The 20,389-nt window shown below is 29.4% G+C and carries 18 protein-coding genes; 8 read left to right on the forward strand and 10 right to left on the reverse strand.

Going from position 1 to position 20,389, the window contains the following annotated elements:
• Positions 1 to 164: 164 nt before the first annotated feature.
• The 4 genes from ACSHW5_RS07380 to ACSHW5_RS07395 form a co-directional block, all read right to left on the reverse strand.
• Entirely contained in the window at positions 165 to 1,247 is a 1,083-nt protein-coding gene (locus ACSHW5_RS07380) for a chorismate mutase (RefSeq protein WP_435675472.1), read from the reverse strand.
• A 21-nt stretch (positions 1,248 to 1,268) separates the two neighbouring features.
• The gene (locus ACSHW5_RS07385; protein WP_435675473.1) at positions 1,269 to 2,120 is read right to left on the reverse strand and encodes a prephenate dehydrogenase; all 852 of its coding nucleotides are present in this window, start codon (positions 2,118 to 2,120) and stop codon (positions 1,269 to 1,271) included.
• Between the two features lie 141 nt (positions 2,121 to 2,261).
• A complete protein-coding gene (locus ACSHW5_RS07390; RefSeq protein ID WP_435675474.1) occupies positions 2,262 to 3,407 on the reverse strand; it encodes a pyridoxal phosphate-dependent aminotransferase in 1,146 nt (381 codons plus the stop codon).
• A gap of 42 nt (positions 3,408 to 3,449) precedes the next feature.
• Positions 3,450 to 4,277, reverse strand: a complete 828-nt coding sequence (locus ACSHW5_RS07395; protein WP_435675475.1) for a prephenate dehydratase — start codon at positions 4,275 to 4,277, stop codon at positions 3,450 to 3,452.
• Between the two features lie 393 nt (positions 4,278 to 4,670).
• Here ACSHW5_RS07395 and ACSHW5_RS07400 point away from each other — a divergent pair, with 393 nt between their 5' ends.
• Both ACSHW5_RS07400 and ACSHW5_RS07405 read left to right on the forward strand, forming a co-directional pair.
• Positions 4,671 to 5,030: a YraN family protein gene (locus ACSHW5_RS07400; protein WP_435675476.1), complete on the forward strand. Its 360-nt coding sequence runs from the start codon at positions 4,671 to 4,673 to the stop codon at positions 5,028 to 5,030.
• Positions 5,031 to 5,121: 91 nt separating this feature from the next.
• Positions 5,122 to 6,015 carry a DMT family transporter gene (locus ACSHW5_RS07405; RefSeq protein ID WP_435675477.1) on the forward strand — a complete coding sequence of 298 codons (894 nt, stop codon included), beginning with the start codon at positions 5,122 to 5,124 and terminating at the stop codon, positions 6,013 to 6,015.
• A 132-nt stretch (positions 6,016 to 6,147) separates the two neighbouring features.
• Here the strand turns inward: ACSHW5_RS07405 and ACSHW5_RS07410 are convergent, their stop codons facing one another.
• Both ACSHW5_RS07410 and ACSHW5_RS07415 read right to left on the reverse strand, forming a co-directional pair.
• The gene (locus tag ACSHW5_RS07410; RefSeq protein ID WP_435675478.1) at positions 6,148 to 6,642 is read right to left on the reverse strand and encodes a TlpA family protein disulfide reductase; all 495 of its coding nucleotides are present in this window, start codon (positions 6,640 to 6,642) and stop codon (positions 6,148 to 6,150) included.
• On the reverse strand, positions 6,639 to 8,009 hold the full coding sequence (locus ACSHW5_RS07415) for a TlpA family protein disulfide reductase (RefSeq protein ID WP_435675479.1): 1,371 nt from the start codon (positions 8,007 to 8,009) through the stop codon (positions 6,639 to 6,641). Before ACSHW5_RS07415 ends, ACSHW5_RS07410 begins: the two co-directional genes overlap by 4 nt.
• A 102-nt stretch (positions 8,010 to 8,111) precedes the next feature.
• Here ACSHW5_RS07415 and ACSHW5_RS07420 point away from each other — a divergent pair, with 102 nt between their 5' ends.
• On the forward strand, positions 8,112 to 8,906 hold the full coding sequence (locus ACSHW5_RS07420) for an SDR family oxidoreductase (RefSeq protein ID WP_435675533.1): 795 nt from the start codon (positions 8,112 to 8,114) through the stop codon (positions 8,904 to 8,906).
• Here the strand turns inward: ACSHW5_RS07420 and ACSHW5_RS07425 are convergent.
• Positions 8,892 to 9,263, reverse strand: coding sequence for a hypothetical protein (locus ACSHW5_RS07425; RefSeq protein ID WP_435675480.1), 372 nt, complete (start codon positions 9,261 to 9,263; stop codon positions 8,892 to 8,894). The genes ACSHW5_RS07420 and ACSHW5_RS07425 overlap by 15 nt on opposite strands.
• A gap of 81 nt (positions 9,264 to 9,344) precedes the next feature.
• On the opposite strand from ACSHW5_RS07425, the gene ACSHW5_RS07430 reads away from it, so the two are divergent.
• Together ACSHW5_RS07430 and ACSHW5_RS07435 are read left to right on the forward strand one after the other, a co-directional pair.
• Entirely contained in the window at positions 9,345 to 9,872 is a 528-nt protein-coding gene (locus tag ACSHW5_RS07430; RefSeq protein ID WP_435675481.1) for a CvpA family protein, read from the forward strand.
• Positions 9,873 to 9,931: 59 nt separating this feature from the next.
• Positions 9,932 to 10,438: a hypothetical protein gene (locus tag ACSHW5_RS07435; protein ID WP_435675482.1), complete on the forward strand. Its 507-nt coding sequence runs from the start codon at positions 9,932 to 9,934 to the stop codon at positions 10,436 to 10,438.
• A gap of 681 nt (positions 10,439 to 11,119) precedes the next feature.
• On the opposite strand, the gene ACSHW5_RS07440 is transcribed toward ACSHW5_RS07435, so the two are convergent.
• The 3 genes from ACSHW5_RS07440 to ACSHW5_RS07450 all read right to left on the reverse strand — a co-directional run bounded on the left by ACSHW5_RS07440 (position 11,120) and on the right by ACSHW5_RS07450 (position 17,944).
• The gene (locus ACSHW5_RS07440; RefSeq protein WP_435675483.1) at positions 11,120 to 11,482 is read right to left on the reverse strand and encodes a response regulator; all 363 of its coding nucleotides are present in this window, start codon (positions 11,480 to 11,482) and stop codon (positions 11,120 to 11,122) included.
• A gap of 118 nt (positions 11,483 to 11,600) precedes the next feature.
• The gene (locus tag ACSHW5_RS07445; RefSeq protein ID WP_435675484.1) at positions 11,601 to 12,254 is read right to left on the reverse strand and encodes a response regulator; all 654 of its coding nucleotides are present in this window, start codon (positions 12,252 to 12,254) and stop codon (positions 11,601 to 11,603) included.
• Complete coding sequence (locus ACSHW5_RS07450; RefSeq protein ID WP_435675485.1) at positions 12,251 to 17,944, reverse strand: PAS domain-containing protein; 5,694 nt, start codon at positions 17,942 to 17,944, stop codon at positions 12,251 to 12,253. Before ACSHW5_RS07450 ends, ACSHW5_RS07445 begins: the two co-directional genes overlap by 4 nt.
• A gap of 318 nt (positions 17,945 to 18,262) precedes the next feature.
• Between ACSHW5_RS07450 and pth the strand changes: the two genes are divergently transcribed.
• The 3 genes from pth to ACSHW5_RS07465 all read left to right on the forward strand — a co-directional run bounded on the left by pth (position 18,263) and on the right by ACSHW5_RS07465 (position 20,202).
• On the forward strand, positions 18,263 to 18,829 hold the full coding sequence (pth, locus tag ACSHW5_RS07455) for an aminoacyl-tRNA hydrolase (RefSeq protein WP_435675486.1): 567 nt from the start codon (positions 18,263 to 18,265) through the stop codon (positions 18,827 to 18,829).
• A gap of 123 nt (positions 18,830 to 18,952) precedes the next feature.
• Complete coding sequence (locus ACSHW5_RS07460) at positions 18,953 to 19,444, forward strand: hypothetical protein (protein ID WP_435675487.1); 492 nt, start codon at positions 18,953 to 18,955, stop codon at positions 19,442 to 19,444.
• Between the two features lie 5 nt (positions 19,445 to 19,449).
• Entirely contained in the window at positions 19,450 to 20,202 is a 753-nt protein-coding gene (locus ACSHW5_RS07465; RefSeq protein WP_435675488.1) for a hypothetical protein, read from the forward strand.
• The last annotated feature ends 187 nt before the right edge of the window (positions 20,203 to 20,389 follow it).

Consider the following 20,389-nt stretch of genomic DNA (forward strand, 5'->3'; position numbering starts at 1 on the left):
AATAAAATTACTTTTAAACAAAAGCAGCTGCTAAAATAAATGCCACATAAAAAAAGCGAGTGTGAAAGCCTGACCACACTTTTTTGTGTGGTAACGCCCAAAAAAAATACCTTCAAATTTTACAAACTTGAAGGCATTTTAAATAAAATTCTATGTTTAAAAAACTATCCGTTAATAATTTTTTCTTGATGATTGATAGATTCTTGGTGAATTGCTTTAAACATTTTTAAAACAAACTCTTCACTTAAACCTTTACCACTACCTTCCATAACCATGTTTCCTAAAATTTCGTTCCAACGACGTGATTGTAAAACGGCTACGTTTTCGTCTTTCTTTAATTGACCTATTTTATCGGCAACTTGCATTCTTTTACCTAATAAATCTATTAATTGATCGTCTACCACGTTAATCTGTGCTCTTAAGTTTTCTAAAGGTTCTCTGTAACTAACAGCAGTTTCAGTTTCCTTTTTAACTTTTAAGTCTTGCATTATTTGCTTTAAAGAATCTGGTGTAACTTGTTGTGCAGCGTCTGACCAAGCGTTTTCTGGGTCAAAGTGAGTCTCAATCATTAAACCATCAAAGTTTAAATCTAAAGCTGTTTGACAAACATCAAAAACCATATCTCTTTTTCCTGTAATATGAGAAGGATCATTGATTAATGGTAAATCTGGAAATTTATTTTGAAACTCAATAGCTAATTGCCATTCTGGAGTATTTCTATATTTTGATTTTTCATACGTTGAAAATCCTCTGTGAATTGCTCCAAGATTTTTGATTCCTGCAGTATATAATCTTTCGATACCACCTAACCATAAAGCTAAATCTGGATTCACAGGATTTTTAACCAATACAATTTTGTCTGTTCCTGCCAAAGCATCTGCAATTTCTTGCATGATAAAAGGAGATACAGTAGAACGTGCACCAATCCATAATAAGTCTACATCATGCTCTAAAGCTAACTTTACATGCGCTGCATTTGCAACTTCTGTACAGGTTTTCATACCTGTTTCTTCTTTTACTTTCTTTAACCAGTGTAAACCAATTTCTCCAACACCTTCAAACATTCCTGGTCTTGTTCTTGGTTTCCATATTCCTGCTCTAAAATAGCTTACATCAGAATCTTTTAGTTCGTGTGCAATTTTTAAAACCTGTTCTTCGGTTTCTGCACTACAAGGCCCTGCTATTACTAGTGGATGATTTAATTTCATATCATCCAACCATGTTCTTAATTCTTTAGTATTCTCCATTTTTCTACTTATTGTGGCTTATTATTTTATGCCGTTTAAAATTTGTGTTATATAATTTGTGTTCTCCATTTCGTTATAAATTTCGGAGAAATTATCTTCTTGCATCAATTCTTTAAAATGTTGTAAATTACTGATGTATTCTTCTAAGGTTTCTATTACGTTTTCTTTATTTTGTTTAAAAATTGGTGTCCACATGGCTGGCGAACTTTTTGCCAAACGAACTGTAGATCTAAATCCGGAACCTGCCATATCAAAAATATCGCGTTCATTTTTTTCTTTATTGATAACGGTTTTACCCAACATAAATGCACTAATGTGAGATAAGTGCGAAACATACGCAATATGTTTATCATGCGAAACTGGGTCCATGTACCGAATACGCATTCCAATGTCTGCAAAAAGCTTTAAAGCTTTTTCTTGAAGCTTAAAAGTTGTCTTTTCTACTTCGCAAATAATATTGGTTTTTCCAACGTATAAGCCGGGTATAGCCGCTGTTGGTCCAGAATTTTCTGTTCCGGCTATTGGATGACAGGCTAAAAAATTTCTTCTTTTTGGATGATGTTCAACCACCTTACAAATTGCTTCTTTTGTAGAACCAGCATCTACTACCAAACCTGTATCTGATATTTTATCTAAAATTGTTGGTAATAATTTTACCGTTGCATCTACAGGAATTGATACAATTACCAAATCTGCATTTTCAATATCGTCTAACGTGGCTTTTTTATCAATTAGTTTTAATTCTAAGGCCTTGTTTAAAGTCTCATCTTTTCTACTAATTCCGTGTATTACAACATCCGGATTGCGTTTTTTTATGTCGATAGCAAAACTACCGCCAATTAAACCAACACCAATCATGTATATATTTTTCATTTTATTCTTTTTTCAATGGGTTACAACCCATTGCTAATTATTTTTTAATGGGTTGAAACCTATTCCATTCAATGGGTTGAAACCCATTGCTATTCAAATCTTCAATGAATTAAAATCCATTCAATGGCTTGAAACCCATTGCTATTGAAATCTATTAATTGCTTCTTTAATTACATCTGTTGTTACACATAATGAAAAACGGATATATCCTTCTCCTTGAGAACCAAAAATAGTACCTGGTGTTATAAAAATATCATGATCATACAACACTGAATCTGTTACTTCTTCCGATTTTTTTCCTTCGGGAATTTTTGCCCAAACAAACAATCCTGTGGAGTTTTTATCATAAACGGCATCTAATTTATCTGCCAATTGCCACATTAAATTTCTACGTTCTTCGTATATTTTATTTTGTGCTAAAAACCAATCGTCTGATAATTGTAATGCTTCTATTGCTCCTTTTTGAATTCCGTAAAACATACCAGAATCCATATTAGATTTTACTTTTAATATTTCGTTGATGTAAGAAGCTTTTCCTAAAACCATCCCAACACGCCATCCTGCCATATTAAAGGTTTTGCTTAAAGAATTTAATTCTAAAGCAATGTCTTTTGCACCTTTAACTTGCAAAATACTAATCGGTTTATCATTTAAAATAAAACTATACGGATTGTCATTAATAATTAAAATATGGTGCTTTTTCCCAAATGCAACTAACTTTTCAAAGGTTTCTAAAGTTGCATTTGTTCCTGTTGGCATGTGCGGATAATTTACCCACATAATTTTTACATCCGTTAAATCTTGTGCTTCTAATTCCTCAAAATTTGGTTGCCAATTATGATCATCACTTAAATTATAAAAAAGTGGTTCTGCGCCTACTAATTTTGTAACTGATGTATATGTTGGATATCCAGGATTTGGAATTAAAACTTTATCGCCTTCGTTTAAAAAAGCCATAGAAATATGCATAATTCCTTCTTTGCTTCCCATTAATGGTAACACCTCATTCTCTGGATTTGTATCTACAGAAAACTTGTTTTTATAGAAATTAGAAATTGCATTTCTTAATTCTGGCAATCCCTGATAGGATTGATATTTATGAGCACTTGCATCATTCAAACTTCCTTGAATAGCTGCTAATACTTTAGCTGGTGGTTGCAAATCTGGCGAGCCAATACCCATATTAATAATTGGCTTTCCTGCAGCTGCTAAACTTCTAACTTCTCTTAACTTTTTAGAGAAATAGTATTCTTGCACTGTGTCTAATCTTTTGGCTGGTTGTATCATATCTTTGTTTGCTTACAGATCCTGAAATAAATTCAGGAAAGGCTAAATCCTTCCGTTTTTATAGGTTCCTAAAATTTTGAATTCTTCCGCCATTATTTCCATAATTGCTTCCGCTTTTTTATAATCTTGATACTCCTCAAAAGTAACATCTACAAAAAATGAATATTTCCAAGGCATTTCTATTACTGGAAGTGATTGAATTTTGGTTAAGTTCATTTTACAATCACTCAACACATTTAAAATTGCTGCCAAACTGCCTCTTTTATGATTTAATTGAAATTTTAAAGAAGCTTTGTTTATTTGATCAATACCATTATTAGGTTCTTCTATTTGAACCAGAACAAAACGTGTAGAATTGTCTTTTATAGTCTGAATTTCATCTTCAATAACTTCTAATTTAAATATATCTGCGGCTATTTTAGGAGCAATTGCTGCAATTCCAATTAAATTATCCTTCGCAATTCTTTTGGCTACTTCTGCAGTATCTACATCTTCAACTAATTTAATATGAGGATGTTTTTTAAAGAATTCTTTACATTGTAACAACGCCATTGGATGCGACCAAACTTCTTTAATATCTTCTATTTTTTGTCCTTCTAAACACATTAAATGATGATGAATATTCAAATACTCTTCACCCGTAATGTGTAAATTATGTTTATCAATTAAAGCGTAATTAGGAATTATTGAGCCTGCAATGGTATTCTCTATAGCCATAATACCCAAGTCTGCAGATTTGTTTAATAAGCTATCTACCAACGCATCAAAAGACATACATTCTTTTACTTGAATTGATTTTCCATAAAAGTCTCTTGCAACTTTATGATGGTTTGAGCCTTCTGCTCCTTGTATGGCAACTATTTTATTCATTATAAATAAATAATATCAAAAAAAAAGCCTCGAATTAAATTCGAGACTTTATATATTTTATTTGTTTCTTAACAACATGATACAAAGTCTCTCCTCTTATTGTAAAAATAAAAGTAAAAATAGAAACGAGTAAAAGTGTTATTTAACATTTGTATTCTCTTTGTTTAAGACCGCAAATCTAAAGATTAAATTCTAACTAACAAATTATATCGTCTTTTTTATAAAAAAAATCACATATTATTAAAAACTTATTAATAAATAAGTCCTCTTTTATGAAAATCTTTAAGAAACAAACACTATACAGAAGAGATTATTCTGTTTATTGAACAGATTTTTTTAACGTTACTTTTTGGGTTTGCATAAAAAGTAATAAAAAATTTGTAATTTAATCACATGGCAGACCATAATGAACTTGGTAAAAAGGGAGAACAATTGGCGATTCACTTTTTAATTGAAAACAATTATAAAATCTTAGAAAAAAACTACCGGTATTTAAAAGCGGAAGTAGATATTATTGCTCAAAAAGAAAATACCCTTGCGGTGATAGAAGTAAAAACCAGAAGTACAGATTATTTTGGCAATCCTCAAGATTTTATAACACCAAAAAAAATTCAATTATTACTACTTGCCATAGATCATTACGTTGTAGAAAGAGATTTAGATGTAGAAGTTAGATTTGATATTATTGCCATTATTCATCAAAAAAACACTACAAAAATTGAGCATTTAGAAGATGCTTTTCTCCATTTTTAATACCTTAACAGTTCTTTATTGTTTTGGTTGAGCATCGTATTTTAAACATCATAAAAAGAATTATTTTCTGAACTAGTTTTACTTTGGCTGCATGATGGCTAAAAAGTTTTGGTTTGGTATTTTTTTGGGCGTTTTAGGCATTGTACTTTTCTCGTCTAAAGCTGTAATGGTTAAACTTGCCTACAATTATAAAGTAGATGCCATTACCATGTTGTTCTTAAGAATGTTGTTTTCTTTTCCTTTTTATGTAGTAATTGCTTACTTGTATAGAAATAAAAATAAGGAAATTAACATCACCAAAAAAGAGTATTATTGGGTGGTGTTTTTTGGTTTGGTTGGCTACTATCTAGCTAGTTTTTTCGACTTTGTTGGGTTAACCTTTATTAAAGCCAGCTTAGAACGGATTATTTTGTTTGTATATCCTACCATTGTTATTCTATTTAATAGATTATTTTTTAACAAACCCATTACTAAAACCCAGGCAATTGCCATATTTTTATCTTACTTAGGTATTGTAATTGCTTTTTCTGATGAAATAGATATTTCTGGTAATGAAGTTTATATTGGAGGCTTTTTTATACTATTAAGTGCTTTAACCTATGCGTCTTATTTGGTAGGAAGTGGTTGGTTAATTCCTAAATTTGGCGTTGTAAAATTTACGGCTTATGCAATGCTTGTTTCTTGTGTAAGTGTGTTTTTGCATTACAGTATTGTTGGTGAAACAAATTTATTACATCTGCCTTGGCAAGTTTATGGTTTAGGGTTTTTAATTGCCGTTTTTGCCACTGTAATTCCTTCATTTTTAGTGTCTGCTTCTATAAAAATAATCAATTCATCAAATTTTGCAATTGTTGCAGGAATCGGGCCAATATCTACTATTATATTGGCTGCTATTTTTCTGAATGAAGAATTAACTTTATTGCAATTTTTAGGAGCATTATTGGTAATTGTGGGTATTGTTATTGCATCCATAAAAAAAACCTAAGACTAATCAATATCTTTCATTAGAAGAAAAACACAACAAGTTTTAGAGTGTAAAGTTTAGGTATTCAAAAAATAAATCTGTACTAATTTATCTTCTTACAAAATTTTTTAAGTTGATATAAATTCATCAAACTTAATTATGCAATGCCTTTAAAATGGCCTTTTTTAACGGTTTAAATGCAGATATTTTAGTAGCACTATCTACATAGGCAAATTTTCCGTTTTTATCGATTACAAAATAAGATGGATACACTTGGTTTTTATTAAATTTCTGACTAACATCCATAGCAGAATACGCTATTTTAAAATTAAAAGGATGTTTTTCTAACAGTTTTTCTATAACAGGTTTCCTGTCTAAAGCTGGTGCAATAAATAAAATGTCTTTTTCATTTTCAAACTCCTTTACCAAACTATTTAATGTGGGTATGTCTACCAAACAAGGCATACAAGATGTAAACCAAAACTTAAAAACAACTACTTTTCCTTTTATATCTTCTTGGGTTAGTTTAGCACCATCTAACATCCATAATTTAAAATTGGGAGCAGTGTCTTTAACCTTAAAATTTCTTTGACTATTGCTTGTAAAAACAATAAATAAAATACAAAATGTAGCTAAAAAGATTCTCATTCTTCTTTGCTTAACAATTCTTTTAACTCCTCTATAGTCTCTGGTTTTGCTATTATTTTTTTATCAGCATCTAATATAAAATAAGAAGGTGTAGCGTTAATATTATAAGTTCTTGATGTTTTATTTTCCCATTTATTCAAACCTAAAACATGATGCCATCCTAAGAATTTTTCCTTATAAACATTAAACCCTAGTTCGTCATTTTCCATGGCAAAGGCAACTACCTTAACGGCTGTATTATCTTTTAAAAAATTATATACTTGAGGTATTTCATTTAAACAATGAGAACACGTTGTACTCCAAAAAATTAACAAGTAATTATCTGATTCATCTAAGGAAGAAAGACTCATGTATTTCTTATTTTCGGTCCAAGAAAAATTGGGCGCTATTCTACCAACTTCTGCTGCCAAATTGGCAACTATTTCTTTTTTAAATTTGTTGTCTTGTATGGTTTCTGGCAATTTATTGTAGTAGTTTTTAAATAAATAATCTACAATTTCTATATTTTTTGAGCCATTAAATTGAGTGATTAAAAAACTTATTACATCTTTTCTAAAATGAGGTTCTTTAATTTTTGATAACACTTTTTCAATAGCATTTTTATAAAGGTTTTGCTGAGTTTTAAAGTCGTCAGAACCATTTAAGTAAAATATAAAATCGGTAATTCTATCTACTAAAAATGATGAGTTTAAAAGTGTTTTATTCGTAAAATCTATATTATCAAAAAAAGTATTGGTAACGTTATTCAAATATGCTGCAGAAGATGTTGTAATCTCTGGCAAATTATATTTTGAACTAGCTGTAACAAAAGGGTATATATAAGTGTCTTTTGAAGCTGATACATATTTAGCTTGTACCTTATTTACGTTCTCATAGGCTTTTCTATATTTCCTTTCCAGATTTAAATCTGGATTTTGAAATAGCGATAGTTGAACTGCATCTAATGCTTGCTGAGTGTTATAAATTTCTGTAAGGTATTCTTTGTATAAAATATTAACGTCAGACTCTAAAAAAGTAAGCGTTTCTGTTGGTTTTTCTGGGTTAAAAACAAATGAAACATTTTCTTTATTATAAAAAAGATCTACAAACCCAACACCTTCTAATTTATAAGTTGCCCTGTATGCACCAATATTTGCATTTTCGGGAAGCGTGAATTCAAAATTACCCACAATTTCATTTTTTCCACCTGTTGTAATTGTATCAATTTTAATGGTAGTGTTTTTTACAAAAAGTTGTTTAGCACCTTCAATTTTATACAATATAACCCAATCTGATTTTGGCGCCGGACTCATAGTTCCTTTTATACTATGTTGTGCTTGTACAAATGAGGTAACTAAGAATAATAAAGCAAGTATTTTTTTGAACATTTTCTTCTAATTTTTTGTTTAATTTTATATTTTCAAGAAGTGTACCAAAAGTACTATTTCTACTTCAAAATTGGTATATTGTAACAATAAAAAAATAAAATGATGGCATTTTCCGGAAAAGTAATTTGGATTACAGGAGCCTCTTCTGGAATAGGGAAAGCTTTAGCAAGAGCATTTGCCAAACAAGGTGCTAAACTTATTTTATCCTCTAGAAATAAAACAGCCCTAGAAGAAGTAAAAAATTCTTGTGAAAATTGTGCTAACATACATGTTCTTCCGTTAGATTTAGAAGATTATAACAATCTGCAAAACAAAGCAACAGCAGCTATTTCCGTTTTCAAACGAATAGATATTTTGGTAAACAATGGCGGAATAAGCCAAAGGTCTTTAGTAAAAGACACCGCTATTAATGTTGATAAACGACTAATGGATATTAATTATTTAGGTACCGTTGCGTTAACAAAAGCCATTTTACCTCATTTTATTAAAAATAAAAATGGCCATTTTGTAGTTACCACAAGTATTGTAGGAAAAATTGGAACTCCTTTGCGCTCTAGTTACGCTGCTAGCAAACATGCATTACACGGTTTTTTTGATAGTTTACGCGCAGAACAACATCAAAATAAAATTTTTGTTACCCTAATTTGTCCTGGTTTTGTTCGTACAAATATTTCTAAAAACGCATTAATTGGTGATGGTACTTTGCAAGGAAAAATGGATATGGCTACACAAAATGGAATTGACCCAGCACACTTTGCAAACTTGATGCTTACCGCAATAAAAAAGAAGAAAGAAGAAGTATATATTGCAGGTATAAAAGAAAAAATGGGCGTTTATGCCAAACGTTTTTATCCTAAATTACTCTCTATTCTGATACGAAAATTAAGAGTTACCTAAACTTTTAAAATAGTCTAATCCTTCAAAATAGTTAATAATTGCTTCTTTCATCAATACAGATTGTTCGCCTGGTTTTAAATTTGGCAGCTCTGTAATGGTTTTATAATGTGGCCATCCATCTTTGTCAAAAAAATCGAATTCGTAATAGCCATAAGGTTCTAATAGTTTACAAATTGCAATGTGCATTAAGTTTACTTTTTCATCTTTTTTAAAAGGTCTATGTCCTTGTCCTAGTTCTTGTACACCAATTAAATAAATAATTCCGTCTATATTTAGTTCGTCACCATCCGCAAATTGCGTTGTTAACTTAGCTACTAAAAATGTCCACTTTTCTTTAAGATTGCTTATTTGTTGCATATAAATTATTAAAAAAAGTAAAGATACAACTGAGATTTTTAAATTGTAAAAAAAAGATGTAGGTTTGATAAATTTATTTTTATGAATACTTTTGATATAATTATAGCTGCATTATTACTTTTTGGGTTTGTTAGAGGTGTACTAAAAGGCCTGTTTGTAGAAGTTGCCTCTTTAGTAGCTTTAATTGCAGGAGTTTACGGAGCCATTCATTTTTCATTTTACATTTCAGATTGGTTAAAAGACAGCGTAGCATGGGATGAAAAATACGTTTCATTAGCTGCTTTTGCTGGTACCTTTGTGGTTATTATTATTGTAATTGCCATGTTAGGAAAAATACTTACTAAAATTGCAGATTTTGCGTCATTAGGTATTATCAATAAAATTTTAGGCGGTGTTTTTGGCGCCTTAAAGATAGGTCTTATATTAAGTGTTATTTTTCTTTTCTTTGGAAAAATGAACAACACAATTCCTTTTGTAGAAAAAGAAACTTTAGAACAATCTATATTGTTTTCTACCGTTAAAAGTATTGCTCCTGCTATTTTTCCTTCAATTATAAAAGGTGATAATAGCATTAAAGAAAATGCTACAGAAATGTTAGAAAGTATTTAAGTTTCATAATTTTGAATCTAAATTATATATATATTTGCATTAAATTAATACATAACACTATGAAAACTTTTAAATCAATTTTAATTTTATCTTTTTTTGCATTTATAGCAACTAGTTGTGGCAGTGATGATGATCCTGTTATTTCTTTAAGTAGCGCTAGCTTTGCAGGCACTTATAACCTTACTTATCTTCAATCTACAGAGGTGCAAACACAATCTATTAATGGAGGTACTATTGTAACTACCATAAAAATTGTTGGTGATACATTTACAAATTCTACCTTTACTTTTGCATCTGCAGGTACATTTACTTCTAATGATTCTTATAGAATTACAACAACCACATCGGTTACAGGAAATTCTCCTTCAGAAGAATCAGAAATTATAAGTGGGGAAGATTCTGGAACATTTTCTTTAGATGTTACAAATAGAACTGTAATTATAGATGGTATAAAATATACTATTTCTCTTTTTAATGAGAGTGAACTTAGATTAAAACATTCTAGTAATGTTTTAGTGAATAGTGTAGAAACAGATATTTCTGAAGAACTTCGTTTTACAAGATAACATCAGACACATTATTTTTACTCTTTTATAATTTAAAAAGAGTCTTTAAAAAAACCTGAACAATACAGCTAGTATTGTTCAGGTTTTTTTTGTTGTTTTATATCCTAGTCAGCTGATGATTTCAATTTTAAACAGAAAAGTTAAAGCTCAATTAAAAGTCATATTATAACTTTATCTCAATTACTGTTTATAAAAAAATTAGAGAACCTCCTCAAAAACACCCTTATATACATATTGCATTATAAATAATTAAGAAAATTACCTATTGGATAGTTTTACAATCTTAAATATATTTGCATTGTAGATTATAAACTTATACCTAGTATAGCAAAAAATCTATAAGTACTTTTAAATAATTCGTTATTATATTTAATCCCCTAATTAAATAAAAAAAAAGCTAAACTACCCCCCGTAAAGTTTAGCTTTTTTTAGTGCTATAAACTTTCTAAAAAACAAACTCATTAGAAATTATTTTTCAGAAGAATTAAGAAAATCACCTATTGTATAGCCTTGCAATCTTAAATATATTTGCAGTATTAAAAATTACCTTAATATACTTATTTCCCTTAATTATGTTAATAAAAAAAGCTAAACAACTCCCTTATTGTTTAGCTTTTTATTGTTATAATAGGAAATAAAAAATATTGACTTTCTTTAATTTGAGACAGATTTTTTTTTAAGCTACGCCCTTTTAATAGCTTCTACTAATTTATCAAAATCTTGGGCTTTATCAAAAAAATCAATCGCTCCGTATTTTAAGCAAGTCTTTTTTAGTTCTTTGCTGATAGAAAAAACAAAAACTTTAGAAACTATTTCTTTCTCTTTAAGCATTCTTAATAGCTCTACACCATTTCCATCGGGCAATTTTAAATCAAGAATTACCAAGTCAAAACTACTATTATTAATACAAGAAATTGCTTCTTGTAAAGACACCGCAACACATATATTTCCTATATTACTAACATCTTTAGCTGCATTAGCAACACTATTTGCTATATAAGAGTTATCTTCTACTATTAATAAATTCTTTAAAGTTGATCTCAAATTAAGGTTCCCTGCTTAAATTAAACACAAGGTGAAGGTAGTCGGTTTTTACAAATAATAACATAAGCAAAATGCTTATCCTTTTTTTTATGAAACCAACGTAATACGGCAATTAGTATTAGAGATCTAAAGAAGTTAACCCTTCTTGAATTGCATATTTTGTTAATTCTGGAATGGTATATAAATCTATTTTTTTCATAATATTATTTCGATGTACATCTACCGTTTTTGGGCTTAAAAACAATATTTCTCCTATTTTTTTAGATGAATTACCTTCCGAAATCAATTGTAATACTTCTTTTTCTCTAGTACTCAATTTTGTTTTTTCTATTGCTTTTACCTCTTTTATCACAGAAAGAAACTCTTGATTAATGTCTTTAGAAAGGTATTTTTTATTTTGCATTACTATAGAAATTGCTGTAATCAATTCATCTGAATCTCCATCTTTTAACAAATAACCAAAAGCGCCAGCTTTAAACATACTTTGTATAAACTGCTTACTAGAATGCATAGAAAGTCCTATAATTTTTATTTTTGGATTGTTTTTATGAATTTGTCTTGTTGCTTCTATTCCATTTAAACCAGGCATGGCAACATCCATTACAATAACATTTGGCAGCAATTTAGAACATAATTTTATAGCCTCTCTACCATCAGAAGCCTCACCAATTATATGCATATTTGATTTTTGCTCAATAATGTTTCTTAAACCATCTCGTAATAATTTATGATCGTCTACTAACAGTATTTTTATTTCTTTTAAATAAGTCATTTAGATAAAGGTATAAAAAGTTTAACAGTTGTACCAAAATTTATTTTTGATTTTATCGTAAATCTTCCTTGTATGTTTTTAATGCGTTCTTGCACTGTAAACAAACCAAAACCAGACCCAGAATGATTATGAATATTAGTTAATATAGAAGTATCAAAACCAATACCATTATCTTTGATAACAATATCTACCCCTTGTTTATTCTTATCAATATCTAAGGTTACTTTAGTTGCTTTGGCATACTTAATAACATTGGTTAGCACTTCTTGTATGCTTCTATACAATAAAATAGATTTTACTTCATTCAGTTTAATATTGTCTACATTACTGCTAACTACACAGGCAATCTTATGCGTAGTTTCTACATTATCAAACAACCAATATAATGCCTCAATAATACCTAATTGATACAATACTGGTGGCGAAAGTTCGTAAGTAATTTTTCGGCTATTTTCTAAAGCTTCAGAAATATGTGTTTCAATAAAATTTAAATCATCATTTATCAATTTTAATTGTGGCATTTTTTTCAATGCATTAATTTTCATTTTAGAAATCACTAAAGACTGGCTTAAATGATCATGTATGTTTGTTGCAATTTCTTTTTTCTGTTGTTCTTCTATCAAAGTCATTTCAGTAGTTAACTTCTGAAGTGATGTTTGGTACTCTTCTATCTTTTGCTTTGCAATTACTGCCTGTGTAATATCTCTAGAAGATGTAACATAATAGTTGTTGTTTTTCTCCTTAGAAACAAGAGATGCTAAAGATTCTAACCAAATAAAATGCCCATTTTTATGACGAACCCTATAAGAAACGCCATCTACTTTACCACCTAAATTTATTTGCTTCATTGCATCTTTTAAAAGCTGAACATCATCTTCATGAACAATACTAAACATTTGTTTACCTAAAAACTCTGATTGTTCATAACCTAATAAATTTTTTATAGAAGGACTAACATATCTAAAAGTACTGTCTGGTTCTTGTAAGCAAATTAAATCATTAGAATTATCTGTTAAAATACGATACATTTCTTCCGCTTTTTCAATTTCACTCCTTATTCGTTTTTGCTCTGTAATATCTTGATTGGTTCCTTTTAAACTCACCACCTCTCCTGTTTCTCCGAATATGGGTTTACAAATAGATCGTATTGTTTTTTCTACATTATTAGGTAAACAAATTCTAAATTCAATATCATAAGGTATTGCTTTTGTGTTCACTAATTCTACCGCATTATTAAAATGCTCATGGTCATCTTTGTGTATTCTATTTAAAATTTCAATCCCAGTAGGTGTGGGTTTACTTACGTCAAAATCCCAGATGCGAAACGTTTCGTCTGACCATTCTGATTCTTGAGTTATAAGATTATGAGACCAGCTACCAACTTGGGCTAATTCTTGTGCTTCTTTTAATTTATTTAAAGATTCTCTTTTTGCCGATTCTGCGTCTTTTACACTTTGTATACTTTGAATACTAACAGGTACCGTCTTTTGTTCTATTTCTGTTTGAGGTATAGGAATTGAAATTAACGCCGCAAACTCATCTCCATTTAGTGTTTTAAAATTTACTTCAGATAAAAACATTTTCTCATAATTCCATATAGCTTCTATTAGATTTGCAAACACTTTTTCTGCTCCTGTACCAAGTGTCTCTGGATAATTAATTAAAAAATCTTCATAATTTTTTACTTTATACAATTTTAAAGTAGCTTCATTTACACTGTTTATTTTTAATTTTACAAGTAAAGTAGATAATACATCTGGGTGCTGTTCTAAATATATTTTAATATTAGGTATCTGCTGTTTTCTAAGAGTTTCTATTTCTTTAAAAACCTGTGTAAAGTCTTCATTCCAAATAGAAACAGTAGCATTATCAAAAAGTCTTCTATAATTATCTTTTACCCTTAAATGTTCTTCTACAATCTTTTTTCGCTCTGTAATATCTTGTATAACACCTCTTCTTCCTATAACTTTCTTTTGCTTATTGTAAACAGGTTGTACTATCATTCTAACCCAAACCTCCTTATTTTTTTTGTTGATTATTTTCAGTTCAACATCATAAGGAATTCCATTCAAATCAAGATCTAAAGTCACTTGTTTCATTTTTTTCTGAGACTCTATATCAAAAAATGTCATAATTTTATTACGAGATGGAATTGGATGATTGGCATCCAATCCAAAAATAACATAAAGAAACTCAGACCACACAAAAGTATCTGTAGCAATATCATATTCTATATATCCTATTTTAGCCATTTTACTAGCTTCATTTTTAGAATATTCACTTTTTTCTAACAGTTCTAAAGAGGTTTGAATGTTTCTCTTAGATCGTTCTAAATCAAATTGTGACTTTTTAGTAGTTGTAATATCTTGTAAAACACCTCTTCTTCCTATAATTTTATTTTGTTTATTATAAACAGGCTGAACCACGTTTCTAACCCAAACTTCTTCTTTATTTTTAGTGATAAATTTCAACTCAAGATCAAAGGGTGTCCCTTTTGCTATCAAGGCTAGAGTAGCTTGTTTATATAATTTTCTAGATTCATCATCAAAATTTTCCCAAATTTCTTCACGAGATGGAATTCCTTGTTTTATATCAAATCTTAAAATAGCATAAACATAATCAGACCATGTAAAAGTATCTGTTGCGCTCACATATTCTTGATATCCTATTTTAGCTATTTCACTTGCTTTACGTAAAGAGTATTCCTTTTTCTCTAAAAGTTTTAAAGTGGTTTCTAACTTTTGCTTAGAAAACTCTATTTCTTGTTGTGCATTTTTAGAAGCTGTAATATTCTGTAAAACACCTCTTTTACCAACAATTTTAGAATGGTTGTTGTAAATAGGTTGTGCAACATTTCTAATCCAAATAATTTCTTTTTTTGAATTAATATATTGCAACTCTAAATCATAAGAAATACCCTTAGAAGTAAGATTTAAAGTTGCTTGTATTAACTTTTCTTGAGATTCTTTCTTAAAGTTTTTCAAAATTTCTTCTTCCAAAGGAATACCGTCTTTGGCATTTGATCCAAAAATACGATGCATATACTCAGACCAAACTACTGTGTCTGTTAATAAATCATGCTCCCAATAACCTATTCTGGCTATTTTACTAGCCTCATCCATAGAGTATTTCCTTTTTTCTGATAGTATTAAAGAAGTCTGAATCTTTTCTTTAGAAAGCTCTAATTCTAGTTGTGCATTTTTAGAAGCTGTAATATTATGTACCACACCTCTTCTTCCAATAATTTCATTTTGATCATTGTAAATAAGCTGCACCACATTTCTTACCCAAACCTCTTTCTTCTTTTTATTTGTTAATTTTAATTCAATATCATAAGGAATTCCCTTAGAAGTAAGGTCTTGCGTAGCTTGAGCTAACTTTTTCTGAGATTCTTTATCATAAAAACCAACCATTTCTTTACGTGATGGAATACTTTCTTCAAGTTCAAAACCATAAACTTCGTAAACATAATCAGACCAAATAAAAGTGTCTGATGCAATATCATATTCCCAATGCCCAATTTTAGCAATCCTACTAGACTCGGTTAAAGAATAATCTCTTTTTTCTAAAAGATCTAAAGAATCTTGTATCTTTTGTTTCGATAATTCTAGTTCAAATTGTGCATTTTTCCAATCTGTAATATTTTGCATAACTCCCACTCTTCCAACAAGTTCATTTTGTTGATTGTAAATAGATCTAGCCGTAGTACGCTCCCAAATTTCTTCATTCTTTAGATTGATAAATTTTAATTCAACATCACAAGAACCTTCAATTACATTAACATCTTGTATGGCTTGCTCTATCTTTTTTTGAGATGCTATATCATAAAATGAATAAATTTCTTCTCTTGACGGAATGCCATCTTTTAAATCTAAACCATACATTTGATACATATAATCAGACCACGTAAAAGTGTCCGTTGCAATATCATATTCCCAATAGCCTATTTTAGCCAATTTACTAGCCTCTTGCAATGAATGTTGACTTTTTTCTAGTAAGTTTAAAGAAGTTTGAATCTTTTCTTTAGACAATTCTAATTCTATTTGCGCTCTTTTATAATCTGTAATATTTTGCAAAAGACCTCTTCTTCCAACAACTTTAATTTGTTGATTATATACAGGTTGAACTACATTTCTTACCCAAACTTCTTCCTTTTTTAAGTTTATTAATTTCAACTCAATATCAAAAGAAATACCTTGTGAAACTAAATTTAAATTACCTTCTCGTATCTTTTCTTGAGATTCTTTATCAAAAAACGCAAACAATTCTTCTCGTGGCGGAATTCCTTTTTCTGGGTCTAAACCAAATATTTCATAATGATAATCAGACCAAATAACATTCACATGATCATTATCATATTCCCAATAGCCTATTTTAGCAATCGCACTCACTTCTTCTAAGGCAAACTCCTTACGCTTTAACAAGTCTAAAGAAGTTTGAATCTTTTGTTTAGACAACTCTAATTCTAGTTGTGCCTTTTTAGAATCTGTAATATTTTGTACAACACCTCTTCTTCCAACAATTATATTTTGTTGGTTGTAAACGGCATTTGCTACATACCGCAACCAAACTACTTCTTTAGTATTATGCACACACCTTAACTCAATATCACAAGGAATTCCCTCTGAAGAAAGCTTTTTTGCCGCTTTCGTAATCCTTTCTTGAGAATCTTTATCAAAAATTGACAAAATTTCTTTGACGGTCGGAACTCCATTTTTGGGGTCTAATCCATAAATTTCAAAAACATAATCAGACCATTTATACGTGTCTGTTGCAATATCATATTCTTGATATCCTATTTTAGCTACTTTACTAGCTTCACTCAAGGAATGTTCCTTTTGTTCTAATTGTACAATTCGCTTTTCTTTCTCTTTATTAGAAATAAGTAAAGCAACCTCTCGTGCTTCTTCTGCTTTTTTAATGGTTTGTGAAGCAGATTCAAATTTTTGCTTATAAGTTAAAGGTTGAAAAACATCTTTCACCTTAAAAATTTCTGTAAACGGTTCTCTTGCATCAAAATATTTTAAATAAAAATAAAAAAGAATGCTGTAAAAAACGGTAAAAACTCCTTTTGATATTAATCCTGAAAATAAAATTGATTCTAAATTTTCAAATCCCCAAAAAGCTAGTAATGAAAACAACACTGTATCAAAACTTACAACAACCAACATGGTAATACAAATCTGCACGAATAAGAATCGTACTTTTTTAGAAACAAATTCAAAAATAATTATCATCAACAGCGAATCTAAAAACAACACTATTGTACCCACAAATAATACCCATGCACTAATTTCAAAAACATTTTTTGATAACTTAAAAGCATTCTCTACCAAGTTTTCTTCAAAATACCAGCCAAAGGATTCTAAAAGAAATGACATTACAATGTTTACAATAAACAATGCGTAAATTATTTTTTTTGTTTCACTTGCATCTTCCTTAATATAAATAATTAGCAACGCAAAAAGTGTTGCAGTAAAAAACACAGAAGAACCCGGTGAAACAATTAAATTTTTGGTAATTGTTATATAAACAGTACTTGAAAGAAATACCTGTACAAACTGAAATAAACCCAAGCAAGCAAATAAAACCCCAATACCCAACCTTCTACGAAGTCTAAATAATAAAAGGATAACGGCGGCAACAACAGTACCTTGTAAAAATAAAACGGCTATTTGACTGTAATTCATAAGATTAAATTAGCTAAAGATAGATATTAATTCAAACATCTTCTTATAACTTGTACACAATAATAAGTGCTTTTAAATCTAATATAAGAATAATTTTACGTAATTATTTAATAATATTGCTATTTCAATACAGTAAAGCGTATCTTTTTTTTATAAAAATAATATTCAAAGCTTCCTACTTTTTAGTTTTGTTCTCATTCTCTTTTTTAAGAGTATCGTTTTCTTCACTGTTTTTAATTTTAGTATTTTCGCAACATGATTTTTAGTAATCTTTTTTCGAAATTTTATAAAAGAAAAAGGGAAAGCAAACAAGCATTCATGAAAAAGTTTTTAATTGTAGGATTGGGAAATATTGGTGAGAAATATGAAAATACTCGCCATAATATTGGTTTTAAAATTGTTGATGAAGTTGCCGAAGAACACAACGTAAATTTTGAAACTGAAAAATTAGGAGATGTTGCAACTTTCCGTTTTAAAGGCAGAACATTTATACTTCTTAAACCAAGTACGTTTATGAATTTAAGCGGAAAAGCCGTAAAATATTGGTTGGATAAAGAAAAAATTTCTGTAGAAAACCTTTTGGTTGTTACAGATGATGTTCATATTGATTTTGGTGTTATTCGATTAAAAGCTAAAGGTTCCGCAGGCGGACATAATGGCTTAAAAGACATTCAAGAAAAGTTAAACACCCAACAATATGCACGTTTTAGATTTGGTGTTGGCGGCAATTTCAGCAAGGGTAGACAAGTAGATTATGTGCTAGGCGAATGGAACAAAGAAGAAACTAGCCAACTAATTGAGCGCTTACCAACCTCTGCTAAAATAATTCCTTCTTTTGGTACTGCAGGTTTAAATAACACCATGAATACTTTTAACGGCAAATAAATAAACGCCATTATTAAATACCAACACAATTTAAATAACATCTTTTACAAAATCTAACGCAACCTTTTTACTGTTTCATCATCTATAAAATATACATTCTTAAATTCAGTATAAAGTTGCGCCATGAAAAAAATCTTCTTACTTATTCTCTGTTTTTCTCTTACAAACTGTTATTTTGATCGTAGAGAAGAACCCATTGTAGATATTGTATTTTCCAGGTACAATCCTGTAACTTTAGAGAGAACCGTTTTTGAAAACTCCATTGCTATTTTAGATAATACAGAAGTAATAACATCTTCTAAAATTTATATCATTGATAATTATATTTTTATAAATGACAAACGCACAGGATTCCATATTTTTGATAACTCAGACCCTTCTAACCCCATTAAAAAGAAATTCTTAAAGATTCCTGGCGCAACAGATATTGCCATAAGAAACAATACTTTATACATCAATCAAGCCACAGATTTAGTGATTTTAACACTCAATTTTAATGATTTTTCAGTAAAAGTAAACAATAGAATAAAAAATGTTTTTCCTGAATTACGCTCACCAGACGGAGAATATTTTTCAGAAAATAATAAGGTAGTTGTAAATTGGATAGAAAAATAAAAGCCATGATAAAGAAATTATTTATAGTTGTTTTCACATCCGTTATGCTATTTTCTTGCAGTCAAGAATCTAACAATGCCTCTCAAGATCAAAATTCTTTTGAAGACGGACAAGGCGGCTCATTGGCAACCTTTACTCTTAAAGGAAATTATTTATACACAGTAGACTTTTATAATTTATCTGTTTTTAATGTAAGCAATGCTTTAAATCCTGTAAAAGTAAACACAGTTAATGTTGGTTTTAACATAGAAACACTCTTTAGTTTTAAAGAATATTTATTTATTGGTTCTCAAAATGCCATGTATATTTACGATATTTCGAATGCAGAATTGCCAAAAATGTTATCAGAATCAAGACATTTTAGAGCTTGTGATCCTGTTGTAGCAAATAGTACAAATGCCTATGTTACACTTCATAGTAATTCTAGTTGTAATGGTACTGTAAACGAATTAAAAACATACAATATAGAAGACATAGAAAACCCAATATTATTAAATACTAGAGGTTTAACAGCCCCAAAAGGGTTGAGTTTATTTGGTGAAAATTATCTTTTAGTTTGTGACGATTCTGTGAAAATTTTTGACATCTCTGACCCCAACAATTCTAAATATTTAGAAGAAATTCCTACTAAAAATGCTATTGATATTATCATTAGAAACAACCATGCTTTTATAATTTCGGAATACAGTATAGAGCAATATCAACTAAATGATAACAATATTACTAATTTCAGCAAAATAAGCTCGTTTACTTTTTAGTTTTGACACAAAAATTTTCACAAAAAAATATGCGATAATCCAAAATATCTGCGCGAAAAAAAATTACCATATATGTTTTGGTTTTAATAACAAAAACAGTTACTAAAAAATATATGTTTATCCAAAATATCTGAGAGAATCAAAAAACACCATATATATTTTGGTTTTGACAACAAAAACAGTTACC

Origin of the sequence: Polaribacter sp., assembly GCF_051251875.1 — a bacterium.
Lineage (GTDB): Bacteria > Bacteroidota > Bacteroidia > Flavobacteriales > Flavobacteriaceae > Polaribacter.